At 71.0% G+C, this 14,714-nt stretch carries 23 protein-coding genes; 2 read left to right on the top strand and 21 right to left on the bottom strand.

Annotated elements, in window-relative coordinates:
• Positions 1-784, top strand: a 784-nt coding sequence (locus JNW89_RS11565; RefSeq protein ID WP_238448902.1) for a family 16 glycosylhydrolase, incomplete at its 5' end; no start/stop codon positions are given.
• Positions 785-906: 122 nt separating this feature from the next.
• On the top strand, positions 907-1,686 hold the full coding sequence (locus JNW89_RS11560; protein WP_375155080.1) for a hypothetical protein: 780 nt from the start codon (positions 907-909) through the stop codon (positions 1,684-1,686).
• Positions 1,687-1,898: 212 nt separating this feature from the next.
• Here JNW89_RS11560 and JNW89_RS11555 read toward each other — a convergent pair whose 3' ends face one another.
• The 21 genes from JNW89_RS11555 to JNW89_RS11460 all read right to left on the bottom strand — a co-directional run bounded on the left by JNW89_RS11555 (position 1,899) and on the right by JNW89_RS11460 (position 14,646).
• Entirely contained in the window at positions 1,899-2,306 is a 408-nt protein-coding gene (locus JNW89_RS11555) for a hypothetical protein (RefSeq protein WP_238448901.1), read from the bottom strand.
• Entirely contained in the window at positions 2,306-3,733 is a 1,428-nt protein-coding gene (locus JNW89_RS11550; protein ID WP_238448900.1) for a hypothetical protein, read from the bottom strand. The genes JNW89_RS11555 and JNW89_RS11550 overlap by 1 nt, the downstream gene beginning before the upstream one ends.
• 170 nt (positions 3,734-3,903) lie before the next feature.
• A complete protein-coding gene (locus JNW89_RS11545) occupies positions 3,904-5,574 on the bottom strand; it encodes a head maturation protease, ClpP-related (RefSeq protein WP_238448899.1) in 1,671 nt (556 codons plus the stop codon).
• Positions 5,571-5,933 carry a phage portal protein gene (locus JNW89_RS36700; protein ID WP_309139976.1) on the bottom strand — a complete coding sequence of 121 codons (363 nt, stop codon included), beginning with the start codon at positions 5,931-5,933 and terminating at the stop codon, positions 5,571-5,573. The genes JNW89_RS11545 and JNW89_RS36700 overlap by 4 nt, the downstream gene beginning before the upstream one ends.
• A 10-nt stretch (positions 5,934-5,943) precedes the next feature.
• Positions 5,944-6,777, bottom strand: a complete 834-nt coding sequence (locus JNW89_RS36695) for a phage portal protein (protein ID WP_255540698.1) — start codon at positions 6,775-6,777, stop codon at positions 5,944-5,946.
• Positions 6,774-6,983 carry a hypothetical protein gene (locus JNW89_RS11535; protein WP_238448898.1) on the bottom strand — a complete coding sequence of 70 codons (210 nt, stop codon included), beginning with the start codon at positions 6,981-6,983 and terminating at the stop codon, positions 6,774-6,776. Before JNW89_RS11535 ends, JNW89_RS36695 begins: the two co-directional genes overlap by 4 nt.
• 11 nt (positions 6,984-6,994) lie before the next feature.
• Positions 6,995-8,602 carry a hypothetical protein gene (locus JNW89_RS11530; protein ID WP_238448897.1) on the bottom strand — a complete coding sequence of 536 codons (1,608 nt, stop codon included), beginning with the start codon at positions 8,600-8,602 and terminating at the stop codon, positions 6,995-6,997.
• A 375-nt stretch (positions 8,603-8,977) separates the two neighbouring features.
• Positions 8,978-9,229 carry a hypothetical protein gene (locus JNW89_RS11525; RefSeq protein ID WP_238448896.1) on the bottom strand — a complete coding sequence of 84 codons (252 nt, stop codon included), beginning with the start codon at positions 9,227-9,229 and terminating at the stop codon, positions 8,978-8,980.
• Positions 9,226-9,717 carry a hypothetical protein gene (locus tag JNW89_RS11520; RefSeq protein WP_238448895.1) on the bottom strand — a complete coding sequence of 164 codons (492 nt, stop codon included), beginning with the start codon at positions 9,715-9,717 and terminating at the stop codon, positions 9,226-9,228. Before JNW89_RS11520 ends, JNW89_RS11525 begins: the two co-directional genes overlap by 4 nt.
• The gene (locus tag JNW89_RS11515) at positions 9,714-10,193 is read right to left on the bottom strand and encodes a hypothetical protein (protein WP_238448894.1); all 480 of its coding nucleotides are present in this window, start codon (positions 10,191-10,193) and stop codon (positions 9,714-9,716) included. Before JNW89_RS11515 ends, JNW89_RS11520 begins: the two co-directional genes overlap by 4 nt.
• Before the next feature lie 15 nt (positions 10,194-10,208).
• Positions 10,209-10,979, bottom strand: coding sequence for a hypothetical protein (locus tag JNW89_RS11510; protein WP_238448893.1), 771 nt, complete (start codon positions 10,977-10,979; stop codon positions 10,209-10,211).
• A gap of 231 nt (positions 10,980-11,210) precedes the next feature.
• Positions 11,211-11,396 carry a hypothetical protein gene (locus JNW89_RS11505; protein WP_238448892.1) on the bottom strand — a complete coding sequence of 62 codons (186 nt, stop codon included), beginning with the start codon at positions 11,394-11,396 and terminating at the stop codon, positions 11,211-11,213.
• On the bottom strand, positions 11,390-11,731 hold the full coding sequence (locus tag JNW89_RS11500) for a hypothetical protein (RefSeq protein ID WP_238448891.1): 342 nt from the start codon (positions 11,729-11,731) through the stop codon (positions 11,390-11,392). The genes JNW89_RS11505 and JNW89_RS11500 overlap by 7 nt, the downstream gene beginning before the upstream one ends.
• Positions 11,728-11,991: a hypothetical protein gene (locus tag JNW89_RS11495; protein ID WP_238448890.1), complete on the bottom strand. Its 264-nt coding sequence runs from the start codon at positions 11,989-11,991 to the stop codon at positions 11,728-11,730. The genes JNW89_RS11500 and JNW89_RS11495 overlap by 4 nt, the downstream gene beginning before the upstream one ends.
• Positions 11,988-12,842 (bottom strand): hypothetical protein, encoded by an 855-nt coding sequence (locus JNW89_RS11490; RefSeq protein ID WP_238448889.1) that lies wholly within the window; start codon positions 12,840-12,842, stop codon positions 11,988-11,990. Before JNW89_RS11490 ends, JNW89_RS11495 begins: the two co-directional genes overlap by 4 nt.
• A gap of 161 nt (positions 12,843-13,003) precedes the next feature.
• Positions 13,004-13,243, bottom strand: coding sequence for a hypothetical protein (locus JNW89_RS11485; protein WP_238448888.1), 240 nt, complete (start codon positions 13,241-13,243; stop codon positions 13,004-13,006).
• Positions 13,240-13,482: a hypothetical protein gene (locus JNW89_RS11480; protein WP_238448887.1), complete on the bottom strand. Its 243-nt coding sequence runs from the start codon at positions 13,480-13,482 to the stop codon at positions 13,240-13,242. Before JNW89_RS11480 ends, JNW89_RS11485 begins: the two co-directional genes overlap by 4 nt.
• Positions 13,476-13,868: a hypothetical protein gene (locus JNW89_RS11475; RefSeq protein WP_238448886.1), complete on the bottom strand. Its 393-nt coding sequence runs from the start codon at positions 13,866-13,868 to the stop codon at positions 13,476-13,478. Before JNW89_RS11475 ends, JNW89_RS11480 begins: the two co-directional genes overlap by 7 nt.
• Positions 13,869-13,871: 3 nt before the next feature.
• Positions 13,872-14,144 (bottom strand): hypothetical protein, encoded by a 273-nt coding sequence (locus JNW89_RS11470; protein ID WP_238448885.1) that lies wholly within the window; start codon positions 14,142-14,144, stop codon positions 13,872-13,874.
• Positions 14,141-14,479, bottom strand: a complete 339-nt coding sequence (locus JNW89_RS11465; RefSeq protein WP_238448884.1) for a hypothetical protein — start codon at positions 14,477-14,479, stop codon at positions 14,141-14,143. Before JNW89_RS11465 ends, JNW89_RS11470 begins: the two co-directional genes overlap by 4 nt.
• Positions 14,476-14,646 carry a hypothetical protein gene (locus JNW89_RS11460; protein ID WP_238448883.1) on the bottom strand — a complete coding sequence of 57 codons (171 nt, stop codon included), beginning with the start codon at positions 14,644-14,646 and terminating at the stop codon, positions 14,476-14,478. The genes JNW89_RS11465 and JNW89_RS11460 overlap by 4 nt, the downstream gene beginning before the upstream one ends.
• Positions 14,647-14,714 lie beyond the last annotated feature (68 nt).

Raw genomic sequence — 14,714 nt, 5'->3', positions numbered from 1 at the left:
GACCGCCCCGACCCCGCCGCCGAGCACCACCGCGCCCGCCCCGTCGCCCACCACCCGTCCCGGCGACCAGGTCCCCGGCTGGCGGCTGGTCTGGTCGGACGAGTTCGACGGGGCCCTCGTCGACCGGTCGAAGTGGAACCTGCGCGACGACGAGGGACGCGACATCGACCGGGGCTGCAACGTGGACGACCCGGACAACACCTTCGTCGCCGGCGGCGTGCTGACCCTGCGCGCCCAGCGGGAGGTCGCGGTGTGCAGCTCGCAGACCCGCGAGTACACGCAGAGCTACCTGGACACCATCGGCCGGGCGTCGTTCCGGTACGGCCGGTTCGAGCTGCGCGCCCAGTCGCCCAACGGGCCCACCGACTCGAAGGGCCTGTGGCCGGCGTTCTGGCTGCGCCCGGACGACGGCGGCCGGGGCGAGCTCGACGTGGTGGAGCTGCCCGGTGGCGGCGAGTTCTACCAGGCCGCCACCCTGGGCATCTTCTACGACTACACCCCGGTCAAGCAGGACCAGCGGTACCCGTTCCCGACCGGCTACCCGGGCGACGGCTTCCACACCTACACCACCGAGTGGGAGCCGGACGCGATCCGCTGGTACGTCGACGGCCGGTTGGTCTGGCAACGCGACCGGGCGACCACGCCCTGGTTCGACGAGGTCTTCCACAAGCCGTACAACCTGCGGTTGAACTTCCAGGTGGGCGGCTGGCTGGGCGACCCGGACGCGGCGACCCGCTTCCCGGCCGACTTCCGGGTCGACCACGTCCGCGTCTGGCAGCGCTGACCGCGGCCACCGGCACCACGCCGCCCGGCGGGCTCGGAGCCCGTCGGGCGGTTCGTTGCCCCCGGGCCCTATCGTGTCCGCCAGCGCGGACCGGTGGCAGGTGCGGGCGGACGGGAGACGGCATGGCGGCGCACCGGGCGGACGATCCCCGGGAACGCTCCGACGGCATCGGCTGGGTGAGCCGGGCGATCTTCGGCGACCCCCGGTTGTGGCTGGACGTCTCCGCCGCCCCGCCCCCGCCCGGGCACCGCGTCGCCGCCCGCTACGCGGTCGTGCCGTCGGTGGCGCGGGCGAAGTTCCTGCTGCCGCTGGCCTCCCGGCGGGTCGGGGCCGCCTCGACGCTGGCGTACAACGCGCTGCGGCCACCCCGGGTACGGGCCAACCGGCTCGTCGTCGGCGTGCTGGCCGGGCTCGGCGCCACCGGGCTGGCCCGGATGCCGGTGCTGACGGTCGCCGTGCCGGACGGGGTCGAGGAGACCGAGCTGCTGCTGGCCGCGCACCTGGGCCGGCTGGCCGGTTGCCGGCTGCACGCGGCGATCGGCATCCGGCCGCCGGACCCGCACCACAAGCCGACCCTGCAACTATTCGACGATCGGGGCGCGGCCCACGGGTACGCGAAGATCGGCTGGAACGACGCGACCCGGGCGATGGTGGCGGCGGAGGCCGGCGCGCTGCGCGAGCTGCCCCGCGACGGTCGGCCTCCGCCTGCTCGGCGGCGTCGCGGCGCTCGGCCTCCTCCGCGTTCAGCTGCTCCACCTCGTCACGCTGCCCTTCCAGGTCCTCGCCCGGCGTCAGCCGGCCCTCCCGCAGGGCGCTGCCCGGGTCGTCGCCGGACGGCGCGCCCGTCTCCTTGCCGTCGCCGGGCGGCTGCGGCACCACACCGCGGTTCCGCTCGGCGTTGATGCGCTCCCCGTGCGCCACGCGCTGCGCCGACAGCTCCTCCGGCGTCTCCGCGCCCAGACCCGAAGGCCTGTCCACGCCGGTCATCCCGTCGATCGTCTTCGCGACCCGCTGCACGGAGTCCGGGTCACCACCCGCAGCCGGCACGTGGATCGGTTCGTCCTTCGCGTTCTTCGGCATCGCTGCCGCTCCTTTCGTCGCCTCGCGCGCTGGTTCAGGACCAGGGCGGGGTCTGGCTGTCGTCGTAGAGGAAATCGACGGTGTTGATCACGTTCGTGTTGGCGCTGAACGTGACCCGCACGAAGCGCCAGATCTGCGGCTGCTTGACGATCTTCGTGACGACGCTGGTGGTGGTGATCACGAACGTGGACGTGGAGTCCACGTTCGGGGTGGAGTAGTCCGCCCAGGTCGCGGGCGTCCACGCCTGGCCGTCCGCCGACACCTCGATCAGGTACGTGCACGTCGGCGTGGCGCCGGCCGCCGCGACGATCCGGATGGCCCCGCCCTTGTGGGAGGGGCCGCGCTCCGCGATGTGGGTCGACACGCCGTTGCCCGCCTGCGCGGAGGCGAGGTTGACCATCTCCGGGTTCCGTGCCGACGCACGGGCCTGCTGGGTGGCCATCAGAACGTCGGCGCGGCCAGGCCAGTGCCGCCGATCTTCTGCATGCCGTTGGCGTACCGGCGCATCGAGTACGCGAAGTAGCCGTACAGCACCAGCGTCACGGCCATGTTCTTCGCGCGCGGCTGCTCGGCGCGGATGAACGTCGGCGCGTTGGGGTCCTCCCAGAGGTGGATCTCTTCGGCGGCCACGATGTAGATCTCGTCCTGGTCGGTGGCGACGTTCGTCGGCACGTTCGCGTCGACGATGACCACCAGGCCGTTCGGCAGGATGCCGCGCGCACCCTTGCCGTACTCCTGCACGAGGTTCACGCCGGCGTTCTGCGTCGGCACGCCCGGCTGCGCCATCGCCGGCCAGGTGGAGATCATCTGCGAGTTGAGCCAGTGCCACCGGCGGGGGTGCATGACCGCGAAGCCGGGCGTCGCGAAGCCGAGGTACGCCGACTCCGCCGCCGACTGGGCCTGCCCGAACTTCGGGTACAGACCGGCGAAGGTGCCCGGCGCCGCCGTGTACGTGTTCAGCTGCGACACGGCCGACAGACCGGTCACCGCCTGGTTGATCAGGGTGAAGTCGATCCGCGACGCGTACCGGCGGAACAGGTCGTCCATCGTCACGTCTTCGATACCGGTGCCCCGGTCGATCGCCTGCCGCGACAGATCCTGGTAGCCGCCGGCCGTCTGGATGTTCTCCGTCAGCAACGTGTCGTCCATGCTGACGCCGGCCACCGGGTCGAACTCGGCGGCCTGCAGGTCCACTGACGATCCGGTGGTGATCTGCGAGATGTTGACGGTCATGCCGTCCGCCGGCAGGTCGTGCTTGTTGGCGATGTCCGCCAGGGGCCGCATCGCGGCGACCTTCGGCGCGTACAGCTCGGTGAGGTACTGCGGCACCACCAGACCGGTGAACGCGCCGGTGCCGGCGTCGCCGGCCGCGCGAGTCAGGTACTGGCCGCGCTCGACCCGCTCCTCCTGCATGTGCCGGAGCAGCCGCTGCTCCGCCTCCAGGTCGCGGCTGGTCCACTGCCGGACCACGTCGCGCAGGAACGCGCCGCCGTTGCGGCTGTTGCCGGGGTGGTAGGTGCGCTCCTCCTGGCCGACGCGCGCCACCCGGTCGTACTTCGGCTTCGCGCCGTTGGTCGTCACCGGGTCGGCGGACCGCTCGGCGAGGCCCATCTCGGCCTCGTCCTCGGCGTCCTTGGCCATCCGCGCGTTGGCCATCTTCGACGCGATACCGACCAGGTCCTGCTTGGCCTGGTTCCGCCGCGCGAACGCCGCCTTGACGTCGGCGTCCTCTTCGGGGGTGAGGTTGGCGCGACCGTCGTTGCGGGCCTTTGCCAGGATGGTCTTCACTTCGGCGATCGCGCGGTCGCGCTTCTTGGTCGCCTGCTCCTGCTCCACCTCAATGGACAGGATCAACTCATCGAGAGTCATCGTCCCGGGTCCTTACGTAGCAGCAGTGGATGCCTGCTCCGCAGCGCTGGTCTACGCGCTACCCCGGTCGAAGATGCCGGTGGTGCTTCGTCCAGCCGCCCCGGTCCGATATGCCGGCGTGCGTCCGCGTGAGCGTTCTAAGTGGTGCCGCCCAGGGCCGAAGTGCCTGGTCAGTCCTCGATCAACAGTGCTTCGATGTGCTGGATGCTACGCCCTTCGGACGTGTGTACGACAGGGGCGGCGTCGACCATGGCCGTCTCGACGTCCACCAGCGTCGTGCCGCTGAGGTCGGCGCGCTGCTCCAGCTGCCGCTTCGCGGCGCGGGCGATGCCGACCGGAGCGTTGGCCAGGTCGCGCATCAGCTCGCGCGACCGGGCGGCGATGTCGGTGTACGGGCTGGCGCCGTAGTTGACCGCGGAGACGTCACCGCGGTGGATGTCGAACTTCGTGATCGTGAAGACGGTGAAGTCGTCGTTCCACACGCCCTCATCGAGCATGAACGCGAACGACATCTGGTCGATGTTGCCGTCGTCGATCGCGGTCACCAGGTCGTGCACGTCGTGGCGCTTGGGGTTGACCCACGCGTGAACCGGCAGACCGATGTCGTCGATGCCGAGCTCCAGCGTCGGCTGGCCACCGTTCGGGCCCGGCCGGGTGCGGGCCATCGTCAGACCGCGGTGGTTGACGAGGAACGCCACGTCGGGGTCGCTGGCCAGCGTCTCCACGCCCGCCTTCGCGTCCACCTCTTCGTCGTACGGGCCGAAGTCGTCCCACATCTCGTAGCGCACGTTCCACACCGACGCGTGCCCGAACAGGTGGACCATGTCCTGGCCGTTGCGCTTCTCCGTGCTCGCGCGTAGCTGCGCCGGGAACGGCAGCAGCCGTGCCCGCCGTTCGTCAGGCAGCGTTCGCCGCGACACCCGCACGATCCCCCCGGCCTTCGCCGCTGCCGCCCGCTGCTCTCCGGCGGCCCGCCGCTCCGCGTCCGCCCCCCGCACCACCGTCCGCACGGGCTCCTCCCTCCGCTGTGTCCGCGCGCCACCGCGCGGCGTCGTCGACCGCCGTCGCGTCGGAGCCGGCGCCGCACTCCGGCCCGCGTACCGGAACTGGCCAAGATCGAAGGTGCGGCGCATCCGCTCATCGGTATCCGGGGCGGGCCGCTCGTGCACGCGGTCCGCCAGGCCCATGTCCACCGCTTCCGTGCCGAACATCCACGTCTCGGCCAGCATCAGCTCCCGCCACTCGGCCACGTCGCCGCCGGCCCGCAGCCGGTACATGTCGGCGACGTTGTCCGACTGGCGGTCCAAGAACGTCGCCATCTTGCGGTGGTCCTCGGGGTTGCCCTCTTCCAGCGCCGACGCGTCGTGGATCATCATCTGCGAGCCCGGCATCATCCAGACACCGCCGGTGTCGCGCACCTCATCGAGCGGATCGGCGGCCATCGCGATGACGGAGGCGGCGGACGCGGCGATGCCGTCGACGTACGTGCGTACCTTCGCCGGGTGGTGCAGCAGCGAGCTGTGGATCGCCAGCGCATCGAACACGCTGCCGCCGGGCGAGTTGATCCGCAGGTGAATCTCCGGGGCGGTGATCTCCTCCATGTCAGCGGCGAAGGCGTCGGCGCTGACCCCGAACGACCCGCCGATCTCCTGGTAGATCAGCACGGACGCCACGTCGCCGTCGACGTCGTCCGCCTCGTTGCGGATCTCGTACCAGGGCAGCTTCACCCTCGGCAGATCGGCCACGGACAGCTGCTCACGGCTGGCGAGGTCGACGAACCGGGCCGCGGTCCGCGCGACACGGCTCTCCAGCCTGCGGATGTGGATGCTCGGCCCCGTCATGAGGTGCCCTCCTTGGTGTCCGCTGCCCGCTGGTCGGACGCCTTGCCCGGCTCGCCGAACAGGTCGGTGAACTCCTGGATCTGCTGCGCGGTCAGCGGCGGGTTGTCGTCGAGCGCCCGCGCCTCCGTGGGGGTCATCGTCCGGTTCTTGATCTTCTCGGTGATGACCTTCGCGCGCTCCAGCGGGTCCATCCGCAGCAGCGCGTCGGTGTTGAGCTTCACGTACCGGGGTCGGCTCAGCAGCTTCGTGAGGTTCTTCTCGCGGCGAGCGACCGCCGGCCCCAGGTGCATGATCAGGAACTGGAGGTTCCGCTGGGTGATGTTCGCGTAGTTGATGTTGCTGCCGCCCTGCACGGCCACTTCGATCAGGTCAGCGGGCGCACCGAAGTACCGGGCGAAGTCGGCATGGTGAACCGGCGGCCTCGATGAACTCCATGCCGGCCTGCTCGGCCTGCATGAGGTTGTACTCCCAGTCGACGCCGTGCACGAACAGGTCGCCGTGCTGAAGGCTCGCCTTGTGGCGGTTCTTGATGATCCGCGCCTCTTTGGGCTCCAGCTTCTTCTGCGTGTTCCGCAGCCGACCGCGCGGAACCGCGCTGTTGCTGAACCACTGGCGGGCGAAGTCCTGCATGGTCAGGTTCTCCGACAGCGTCCACGCCGCGTACGCCACCGGCGACAGCCCCACCGGTGTGCCCGCTACCGGGAACTGCCGCTCGTGCCACACCTTGTCCGCGGTGTACTCGGTGCCGTCGATGCGGTACCGGGGCTGGCTCTCGCCCTTGCGGTGGATGACCGTGCACGCGCTGGTCGGCTGCAGGTCGATGCGCGCTGGCAGGTTGTTGCCGTACCGCTCGGTGATCAGCCCGACGCTGTTGCCGCACCGGTCCTGGTCGAACTGCGACGCCCACATCCAGTCCACGTAGTCCCAGTGCTCCCCGCCGGGCTCGACCAGCACCAGGGGCTTCGGCACCTCCACCCGCACCGTCGTACCGTTGAGGTTGACCTTGCGGTAGGTGTCGCACGGGAACGTCGACATGAGGTCAGCCCGCAGCCGCAGGCACGCCCACACCGCGGAGTTGCGCAGCGCGGTGTCGGGAGTGACCGACGACGGCGCGTAGCCCAGACCGCTCGGCGCGTTCCGTGCGGGGATCTGCGGCCCATCGACCGTGGACAGGCCAGCGCTGCGCCGCATCCACATGCTCATGACGCGTCGCCCTCGTCACCGGTCAGCGCGCGCTCCCGGCGGTCGCGCAGCACCGACCACAGCGCCGACACAGCCACGATGATCAGACCACCGACGATGAGGCACAGCCAGCCGACGCGGGGATACAGGCCAGCGGCGACACCACCCGCCACCAGCAGCAGACCCAGAACGTCCAACGCCATCGTCACACCCGCGTGCAGGCGCATCCGCGAACCTCTTAGCCGCCCAGCAAGGGGCACTCGGGGTCGTGTTCTATGCGCTCAGTGCCCGGTGCCGGACTCGCCCCGCACTCGGGGCACTCGCCGTCGTAGCCGGCGACGGAGTCCAACAGGTCGTAGTCGTCAGGTGCCGCTATCACGTAACCATGCAGGGCCAGTGTCACACCGTACAAGGGCGAGATCGACACCGCGTTGCCGAGCCGCGCCCACACGAACGTCCCGTACGTCGGCGACTCCAACTTCCGCGCGCCCGCCCACGCCCGATTCAGCTCCGGCTGGTTCAGATGCCGCACCCGCGTCGGCGGCACATCCCCGCCACCGTCTTCCGGCTTCGCCTCCTCCCCCGTCGCGTCGTACAGACGGCGGCACGCCTGCGACACCTCGACCGTGGACGGCGTCAGCAGCGGGACGCCGCGCTCGGCCAGCTTCGGCCGCAGCGACGCGATCGCCGGAGCCGCGCCACCGCGAGGGTCGATCACCACCGCACACACGTCGGTCTCGGGGTTGTCGACCATGTCCAGCAGCCGGCGCTCCGCCCAGTCCAGCCCGGTCGTGCCCTCGGGGATCAGCTGCCCCGGCTCGCACACCTCTACGTGCCAGTCGGCGTCGACCCGCCGGCCGGCGGCGGTGATGTACCCCTGCTGCCCCTCGGGGTCGGCGTCCAGGCACAGCGCCACCGACCCGGCCGCCGCCGAGTCGGGGTCTTCCAAGTCGGACCATGTCTCCTTGCGGATCACCCGCCATTGCTTCGTCGCCTCTGTCGGTTCCCACCCCAGGTACTCCGCGCAGAAGTCCACCAGGTTCCCCGCAGCGACCATCGCATCGAAGTCGTCACGTACCGCGCTCTCCGGAGTGGTACGGCCCAGACCCGGCATGCACGTCCACCACGTCTGCGGATCACCCGGATCGAGCCCCGGCGCGGCCGAGAAGTCGAAAAACGCCGTCCCCCGCGTGATCCCCGCCTGCACGCGGGCGCGGCCTACCTGCCGCTTCCGCTGGAGGTACGGCCAGGTGCCCGGCGCCGCCCGCGACAAACCCGGGATCATCGACGTCACCCACATCTGCCGCCACGGCCGGGTCATCGACGCCGGCCGCAACCCCAGCTCCGTGCGCGAGTCCGGCCGCGACCACGCCTCATCGATCACCGGCAGGTCGATCGTGTCACCGGTACCGCCGGTCTTCCCTGTCGTCGACGCCGGCGACCACCGCGACCCGTCACGCCACAGCATCGCCTCCGCGTTCAACCGCAGCCGAGGTGTGAACTGGCGGCGGTAGCTCGACTTCTCCAGCCGGGCCACGTGCACGTCACGCCACTTCTTGCGCGCGTCGTCCGCGGTCTGCGCGGTGTACACCACCGTCTGCGGTCCCGGCTCCGGCACCACCACGCCGAGTTCCCGACGAATCCACTCCGTCAGCGACGGGCCGAACCCCACGCACCGGTGCGTCATCACCGGCAGCAGCAGCTCAGTCTTCCCCGTCGTCTGCCGGGGGCCGATCACCACGACCTCGCTGTACGCCGGCAGCCCCGTCACCGGGTCCAGCTCCATCGCCACGTCCGCGATCAACCGCTGGTGCGGCATCAGCGGCTTCCGCAGCTTCGCCGCCACCGCCGCCAGCTGCGGACCGAGCGTCGGCCGCTCCGGACTGCGCGGCGTCCCAAACAGGGGCGGGCAGGTCAGCGCCTCCATCATCGCCGTCATCGCCCACCTCCACCATCGCCGTGAGCGTCTGCCGCAACTCCTGGTTGAGGCGGGACAGCTTGGTCAGGTCGTTGCCCTGGTACTGGTCGAACGCGCGGGCCAGCTTGCGGGCCATCAGCGCCAGGGGTGCGCGCACCCCGACGTCGAGCTTGCCGATCTGCTCCAGCGCGGTCTTCACCGACTGCTCGACGGCTCCCACCGGCGCATCGCCTGCGGTGCCGGCATCTGGCGCCATCTCGGCGACCTCGCGCTCCAGCTCGGCGTCATCCACCGGCTCGACGCTCACGCCCGGCCGCCGATCCGCATCCGCTGCACGGCCTGCCGGGTGCTGGCCTCGAGGGCGTGGTGATCGATCACCAGGATGTGGCCCTCGGGGCACTCCGCCGAGTCGTGCACGTCGTACATGCCGCCGACGCCGTAGCGGTCGGCCATGGCCCGCACCTGCTCGCCCATGCCGGGCGGGCACATCACGGTCCGGCGAGCATCCTCGATCGTCTGCATCCAGAACCGCAGGTCGTCCAGCGGGGTGCTCATGCCGCCGCCAACCCATCGAGCAGCGCCACCGTCGCCCGGTCACGCTCGTACAGCCGATCCTTCGCCGACCCGTAGCCGTGCCCGAACGGCAGCGCCCACGCGGCGAACGCCTCCGCGAACGCCTCCATGCCGCCCGACAGCAGCGCGTAGTCCGTCACCGGCAGCGGCTGCGGCTCCAAGTCCAGCGCAGCGTGGAGCACGTGCCCCAGCTCGTGCATCACCGTCGCGATCGTCGGCACCTCCGGCAGCACCAGCGTCACCGCGCGCCGCGCGCGCGGCAGGTGCTCCTGATGCATCTCGTACGCCACATGGCACGTCGACCGGTACGAGCGGCCGAACGACGCGTCGACGTACCGGTGCAAGCCGGCGGCGACCGGGTCCGCGCCGGCCAGCACCTCGCAGCGCAGCAGCTCGACGATCCGCGGCGGCAGCAGCTCCAGCGTCGGCGCCAGGGGCTCGACGTGCCGGTGCTGCCGTATCCGGTTCATGGCCGCGGCTCGGGATCGAGCACCTCGACGCCGGTCAGCTGGCACGGACTCATGTCCTCCGGCCCGTACCGGCCGTCACCCGACGATCGGCGGAACACCCGCCACGGCAGCGTCTGGCAGCGGAACCACACCGCCACCACCGTGCCGGCGTCGTCCACCTCCACGTCGAGCCACGTCGAGCCGTGGATCGTGCCGCCGTCGCCGTAGAAGCGTCCCGGCGCGGCGAGCGCCTGCTTCATGTCCCACGTGTCGCCGCCCACCGGCGACGCCGCACACGGTCCCTCGTGGCCGTAGCCGCGAGAGCACGTCCACCCTTCGGGCGCGCGGTCGCACGGCGGTGTCGCGGTTGGCCGCGCGGGCGCACCGGCGCGCAGCGCATCGGTGGTGCGTCGCATCTCGCCCTGGACGGCGGGCTCCAGGAACGGCTGCCGCTCGCTGCGGCGCCGCCCGTTTCGCCTGCTCAGGGGCCAGATCACGGGATGCACGGTAGCTCACTCCCCCGGGTCTTCGGCAAGGGCCTGGCGGTACTCGATCCACTCGGCATGCGCCGCGTCCCACGCCTGCGCCGTCCACTCGTCCGGGCCGGCGTACCCGTCCACCGTGACGATCTTCGCCACCTCCAGCGCGTCCAGGTCCGACAGTTCCCACCGCTCCCGGGCGACCTTCGTCGCGTCGTTCAGGCGGCGGGCCTTCGTCTCCAGATCGATCGGACCGGACGGCACGCGTGCACGCCCCGCCGTGGACGACGCGGTGTTGTCACTGCGCGCGGGTGCGCTCGCGCCGGAGTTGCGCGAGCGCGCAGTAGCGCGCGTTTGTTCCTGATCTTTTTCCTGATCTTTTCTCCGCGCATGGGTGCCCCGTCGTTCCCCCCTTCCCATGCCCCCCCGTAGATCGCTCCCACGCCCCTGCGTCGGTGCCCCGGCGGCATCCACGCCCCTGCGTCCACGCCCCTGCGTCGGTGCCCCGCCGCGCGTGGACGCCCCTGCGTCGGCGCCCCGTCGTGCATACGCGAGGTCGTAGACGATCGGCCGCCGATCCGCGCGGATGCGCGCCGCCAACGACTGGTCGCCGAGACGGATCAGCTCCAGCTCCAGCAGACGCGCGAGATCCCGCCGCACCTGCGAGACGGACTTGCGCGCGATCTTCGCCAGCTCCTGGCGGCCCGGGAACGCCCCCCGGCCGTCCTCATCGACGAACCGCGCCAGCGCCATCAGCGTGGGAAACACCGACACGTCGTCAGGCGGAATCTCCGCCTCATCCATTACCCACAGTAAGGCTGTCAGGTTGATCCACCGGGCGGGGCTTGACATGATCGAATACCACCCTCTCGATCTTGCATTTGCGCTGGTCAGAGCGATATCTCGATGGGAGAGAGAAAAGCCGGAAGCAGCGGCGTGCTTCCGGCCCTCCCTTGATCAAAAAACCGGTCACTGTGCGTCATGTTGATCGTGGCGCGTGTGTGACGGCGTGGGGGGTGTGTGGGGGTGGTGCTGTCATGCCGTGAGGAGGTACGCGCCTGTGACGATGGCGGCGGTGACGGCGAGGCTGACGGACCAGATGGCGAGGGGGACGCGCCACGATCCGAACTGGCGGGCCATGGCGACGCCGGTGCCGCCGATGATGGCGAGCGTGGGAAGGGCGAGCAGTAGTGCGCCGATCATCTGTTGGGTGGTCACCATCGCCGGCTCCTGGGTGAGGGGTGGTGGTTGCGGGTGCCGTCGCCTCGGCTCTGGTTGCAGAGGCGGTGGCAGACGGGGCAGCGGTTGGGTGGGAGGTCGGGGCCCATGGTGCCGTGTGCGGGGCGGAGGTTGGTGCGGGCGTTGAAGCCGGGGAGCAGCTTGCCGTCTGGTCCGCGGGGCCAGTGTTTGTGGCTGATGATGTGGTCGGTGGTGGTGGCGCCGTGGTGGCCGCAGATGCCGCAGATGTCGCCGCCGGGTTCGGCGAGCATGGCGGCTTTGTTGGTGCGGTAGGTGCGGTGGCCGGTGGAGCGGCCGGGCCGGCGGGGGCCGCTCATGGGTCGCCCGCCGATGATTCCTTGACGCGTACCGTGGTGCGCGGCAGACCGCCGTGGTGGACCATGTGGGTGGCGAGCCAGTCCGCATCGTCGCGGCTGTCACAGGCCACCTCGACGACGCCGCCGATGACGCACGGCGGCGTCGTCTCGTGGAGGCGGCCCGTGCCGTCCATCCGGATGCGGAACAGCATCCACCAGTCGATGCCCTGGCGGCTGGCTTCCACCTTGCCCTCGTTGACCTCTACGACGTAGGTCGTCATGCCCGCACCCAGTCCAGGGGCTCGTGCCGGCATGCGTCGTGCGCTGGTCCCAGCAGGGGGTCAGCGTTGGTCAGGCAGTGGTGGTGGAACTCGGCGCCGTGGGGTCCGCAGAGCAGCAGCGTCCGGCCGGGTGTGAGCCAGTCGCCCTGCCAGCGGATGACGGTGCGCAGCTCGTACCGGTCGCGGGCGGGTGCGCCGCAGCCGGCGGTGTGCTCGCATCGGGGGGCGAGGTCGCGCAGGAGGTTGCGCTCGACGTCGCGCCAGCTTGCCACGTACGCGTCAAGCCAGATGGGGCGGCGCTCGACCAGGTCTGCGGTGACCTCTCGCATCCAGCAGCGGTCGCCGGTGACCAGTGTGAGCCGGTAGGAGAGGGGGCTCTCGCGCCACAGCGCGATGAGGTACGGCCCGGGGGTGGGGGTGGCGCAGTTGGGGCAGAGGTTGACCGGTTCGTCGGGGGGCACGGTGAAGTCGGGTGCGCCGCGTACGGGGTCGATGGTGGGCACGGTGGCGCGCCGCCGACCGCGGTCGGGGGTGTCGATGTGGCCGCAGTGGTGGCAGCGGCGCATCCAGGGCACGGCGCTGTCGTAGGTGGCGAGGCGGTAGCCCTGGCGGAACAGGATCTCCAGGGGCTGCTGGCCGTGGTCCTCGGGCTGTCCTGCTGCTGGTGGCTGTGTGCCGGGGTATGGCGGTGGTGTGGGTGTGGGGTCGCCGCGTTGCTGGCTGATCCACCGGTCCTGGCAGCGTTCGGTGGCGTAGTAGGCGGAGGGGCTGCGGTGGGTGATCCGCGCGCCGCAGCCGCATGCGCAGCGGCCGTCGATGGCGGCGTCGATCTGGTCCACGATGTCGTGCATGGTCAGCTTCCCTTGGGCTTGCGGAGTCCGCGGCGGCCGCGCTCGGTCGGTGACGGGGACGCCCTTGCAGGAGTGGATGACGGGCCAGACGTACTTGCCGCACGTCTCGCATTCGGTGCGCCCGTCGCCGGGGTCGGTGTGGGGGTGGTCTGCGTGCATGGTCAGCTCACCCCTGGCAGGTTGATCGTCTCGATGGGCCGGTAGACGACGTCGTCCGGCCAGGGCTCGCCGTCGTCACCGAAGTGGCAGTCGCAGTCCGGGTCGTCGCAGTCGTCCGGTGGGCAGTCACACAGGTAGGAGCCGGCGGCAGCGCCGCAGTCGCAGCGGGGGCAGTCGCAGGAGCCGATGCCGTCGCCCTGGCCGCGGTAGTAGTCGGGCAGCCCGCACACGTCGCAGGTCATGGCACGGTCCGGCCGCTGACTCGGACGCCCAGCATGGGCTGGCCGCCCATGAGCCGGTACCGGTCGGGGTGTGCGCGGGCGGCGGCCTGAGCCATGATCGCGTGCTGGATGGCGTGGATGTGCTGGCCCAGCTCGGCGAGGTCACCGGCGCGGGCGGGGCCGTCGCCGGCTATGGCGCACAGGGTGTTCCACAGCTGGGCGGTGAGGTCCATCGCCTGGTGTTCGGTGTCGGTCAGCATCGGTCAGCCCCCGTCGCGGCGGCGGATCGGAGGTCGACGGGTTGGGTAGGGCCGTGCTCCGGCACCAGCTCGCCCGGGGTGTCGCTGGGGCCGGCGGGCTTCCAGGTGCTGGCCGCTTGTCGTGCGGCGTCTTCGGCTACCAGCAGCGGCCAGCCCTTGCGCTGCCGGTAGGCGTTGATCCGCGTCATGTCGTCGTCGTGGAGGCGGTAGGTCACCGGTAGGTCGTCGGCGAGCGGGTGTCCGGCCTCGCACGTGCGGGGCATCATGCCGAGCCCCTGGCCGAGGGTGCGCATGGACAGCTTGTTGATGCGCAGCTGCTTGACCATGACGCCGGTGGCGGTGGCGCCGCAGTCGCAGGTGTAGGTGAGGATGAGGGAGACGAGCACCGGTCAGCCCCCCGTCTGCCGGGCTCGCATCCGGTCGGCCAGCTCGTGCAGCCGGTCGGCAAGCACATCGAGGTGGTGCGGGTCGGTGATGTCAAGCCCAGCGACCTGCACGACGCCGCCGAGGTCGAGCACGGTCATCGCGCGGTTGTTGGTGCCGACCAGCAGTGTGTGGCCCTGCGGGTCACTCGGGTAGACGCCCGGGGCCAGGCGGCTCTCGCTGGTGGTGAACGAGTTGTCGCCGAGCTGCGCGGCAAGCAGTTCAGGGCATGTCGTCATCGTGGCTCCTCAGCGTGCGCGCAGCGGCAGAGCTCCGCCGGGCACTTGCATGTCGCGGCGGGGACGGGTTCGTACGGGCCGAACATGCCGCGCCGCCGGTGGGTGGCGAGGTGCTGCACGGGGGCGTTGGGGTTGCGTTGGAAGGTGGCGTGAATGTTCTGCGCGAGCGCCAGCACGAACTCCGGCACCTCGTGCAGGTACGCGTTGACCAGTACGCCTTCGCGGCTGGCGCTGATGGCTGGCCGGGCGGTCAGGAGCTGGTCAAGGGGCATGTCGGGGCGGTACCAGCGGACGACGGCGCCGTCCATGATGGTGTGGGTGACGGTGACGATCACGGTTCCGTCCTTCGCGGTGTGAGCGGTGTGAACTCGATGACGTCGATGCCGGCGGCCGTGGCGACCCGCACCAGCTGCTCGGCGGGCCGGTCGCCGGGCACGATGAACGCCAGACACAGATCCGCCCCGGCCGCGACCATCTCTTCGTTGCGGTAGTAGCCGGCCATGGGGCAGATGGTGTGGCCGCGGGGGGTCGTCGCGGCGGTGGGGCCGGCGGGGGCAGGTGGGCCGGCAG

Source organism: Micromonospora sp. 4G55 (assembly GCF_016803375.1).
Note: the sequence above shows the minus strand (reverse complement) of the source record. Positions and strands in the feature narration are given on the sequence as shown.